Consider the following 2,216-nt stretch of genomic DNA (forward strand, 5'->3'; position numbering starts at 1 on the left):
TTTGGGAAGACTGCAGGAACAAATGGACCAAGCCGCGCGTGAAGCTACCTCCAGCCCCCCTTTACCCAAATTCGAGAACCCCAAAGGACCGGTAGCCGATTTTTACATCGCCGGCTGGATTCAGAAGCTGGAACGCATTGGCGATCTCAATTATCCCGGCTCTATGGTGGGTCAGCTGAAAGTCAAAGTGGTGCTCAACCCCCAGGGAGGATTGGAACGCATCATCATGGTAGATCCTTCCGGCAACAAGGAGCTTGATGCCGCGGCTGAGCGCATTATTCGACTTTCGTTTCCCTATATGCCTTTTTCCAAGCAGCTGGCAGCCCAAACCCGGAAAATTGAAATTCCGCTGAATATGCATTTCATGGGTGTGCGTCGGGTCAATGCCTGGTGATTTACTGATGAGGAGAATCCCTTGAAAAAACGAAAAGTTGGCCCGCTGTTATTCGCGCTGTTTCTGGTGCTGTGGGCAGCCGCCATGGTCGCTCTGGTCGTGATTGGTTTTACCAACATTCAACCGAAAGGTATTGGTACTGCAGCGACGGCTTCCAGTGCTTCCCCTTCAGCCAAGGACAGTCATCATGGATAGCATGCGTATGGCGAGAATACTCGGTTGGGCAGGAATCATTCCCCTTATTCTTGCCAATCTGGGATTCTGGAAAGGTTACGGTGTGGTGGCTTTAACTTTGGGTAATATGTACGCCGCTATTATTCTCAGTTTTCTTGGTGCCATTCACTGGGGCCTGGCCATGAACCGTGAACACAGCGATGACGCACCCATGTTGATGATGTGGAGTGTTATTCCGGCATTATGGGGGTTTTTTGCTTTATGGTGGTCAGCACCCGTAGCGCTGGTCCTGCTGATTTTGGGCTTTATCGCACAGTGGTTCGCCGATTATCGCATAAACAAGCGCTTGAGCTTGCCAAGCTGGTTTTTGCCGTTGCGTAGCGGCTTGACTGCGGCAGTCATAAGCCTGCTGGGATTACTGCTACTGCAGTTATACGCCGGTTTTTAGGCCGGCGTGAACGTCTCAATGACTGGTGTTTTCGCCCTGTTGACTGGCAATTTCCTCACGGACTTTATCCATATCAAGCGCGAGTGCCTGCTGGATAACTTCTTCCAGCGCGCTGGCAGGTAGCGAACCAGCCTGGGAAAAAATACCAATCTGCTGACGAAAAATGGTCAATGTGGGAATGGAACGAATCTGGAAGGAAGCACCCAGTTCCTGTTCCACATCCGTATTTACCTTGCCAAAAACAATATCCGGGTATTTTTCGGCTGCAGCCTCAAAAGTTGGGGCAAAAGCCTTGCAAGGCGCACACCAAGGAGCCCAGAAATCGACAATAACCATGTCATTTCCGGTAACCATTTGTTCAAAGTTTTCCTGGGTAAGTTCCACTACAGCCATGCTATGTCCTCTCGTAAACAGGATTGCGCAGAATCGCGCGCGGCAGACGGGACCATCCCGAATGACAGTAAAATGCTATATGCTGACCTTAAAGCGCGGGACGGATGGGGTCAAGGGATGAGGTCGAGACATGCGTATTTCTGAAGAATCTATGCCGGTGCTGTCAGTCAGTGCACTGAACAGTACGGCCCGGGAAATTATTGAAGGCAATTTTCCGCTGTTACGCGTCGAGGGTGAAATTTCCAATTTCAGTGCGCCGGGCTCTGGCCATTGGTATTTTTCTCTCAAGGACAGTCGCGCCCAGGTACGTTGCGCCATGTTTCGGCAACGAAATTCATATAGCCGGGTGCAACCACGAAACGGCCTGCAAATTCAGGTGCTGGCACAACCTACGCTCTATGAGGGTCGGGGTGAATTTCAGCTGATTATTGAGCAATTGCAGGAAGCCGGTGAAGGTGACTTGCAGGCGCGTTTTCTGGCATTAAAAGAAAAACTCGCAGCCGAAGGGCTTTTTGAAGCCCATTTAAAGCGCCCACTACCCGCATGGCCACAACGGGTAGCAGTGATCACTTCGGCGACAGGCGCAGCCTTGCAGGATATCCGGGCAACCCTGGCCAGACGCTGGCCATTGCTCGCCATAATGGTTTATCCGGTACTGGTTCAGGGGGATCAGGCTGCCGGCCAGATTGTCGAAGCCTTGGGGCGCGCCAATGCGCGCAGCACCGAAGATGTGCTGATTCTTGCCCGTGGTGGTGGCAGCACGGAAGATCTCTGGTGTTTCAATGAAGAAATGGTGGCCCGTGCCAT

General features: G+C 52.0%; 5 protein-coding genes. 4 read left to right on the forward strand and 1 reads right to left on the reverse strand.

What is annotated here, in order from left to right:
- From AC2VLY_RS00145 to AC2VLY_RS00155, 3 genes are all read left to right on the forward strand, one after another.
- Positions 1–394: energy transducer TonB family protein (locus AC2VLY_RS00145; protein ID WP_486921569.1), on the forward strand; the 394-nt coding region annotated here is incomplete at its 5' end.
- A gap of 21 nt (positions 395–415) precedes the next feature.
- Positions 416–589: a hypothetical protein gene (locus tag AC2VLY_RS00150; protein WP_193649338.1), complete on the forward strand. Its 174-nt coding sequence runs from the start codon at positions 416–418 to the stop codon at positions 587–589.
- Entirely contained in the window at positions 582–1,016 is a 435-nt protein-coding gene (locus AC2VLY_RS00155) for a DUF3429 domain-containing protein (protein WP_193649339.1), read from the forward strand. Before AC2VLY_RS00150 ends, AC2VLY_RS00155 begins: the two co-directional genes overlap by 8 nt.
- 15 nt (positions 1,017–1,031) lie before the next feature.
- Here the strand turns inward: AC2VLY_RS00155 and trxA are convergent, their stop codons facing one another.
- The gene (trxA, locus tag AC2VLY_RS00160) at positions 1,032–1,409 is read right to left on the reverse strand and encodes a thioredoxin (protein ID WP_193649340.1); all 378 of its coding nucleotides are present in this window, start codon (positions 1,407–1,409) and stop codon (positions 1,032–1,034) included.
- 130 nt (positions 1,410–1,539) lie between these two features.
- Between trxA and xseA the strand changes: the two genes are divergently transcribed.
- Positions 1,540–2,216 (forward strand): exodeoxyribonuclease VII large subunit (xseA, locus tag AC2VLY_RS00165; protein ID WP_486894385.1); only part of this gene is annotated, 677 nt, incomplete at its 3' end.

The sequence above is a fragment of the Acidithiobacillus sp. TH-A36 genome (assembly GCF_057473445.1).

Coding starts and splice junctions, on each gene's coding strand:
- AC2VLY_RS00155 (WP_193649339.1), top strand. CDS start 582: ATGGATAGCATGCGTATGGCGAGAATACTCGGTTGGGCAGGAATCATT.
- trxA (WP_193649340.1), bottom strand. CDS start 1,409: ATGGCTGTAGTGGAACTTACCCAGGAAAACTTTGAACAAATGGTTACC.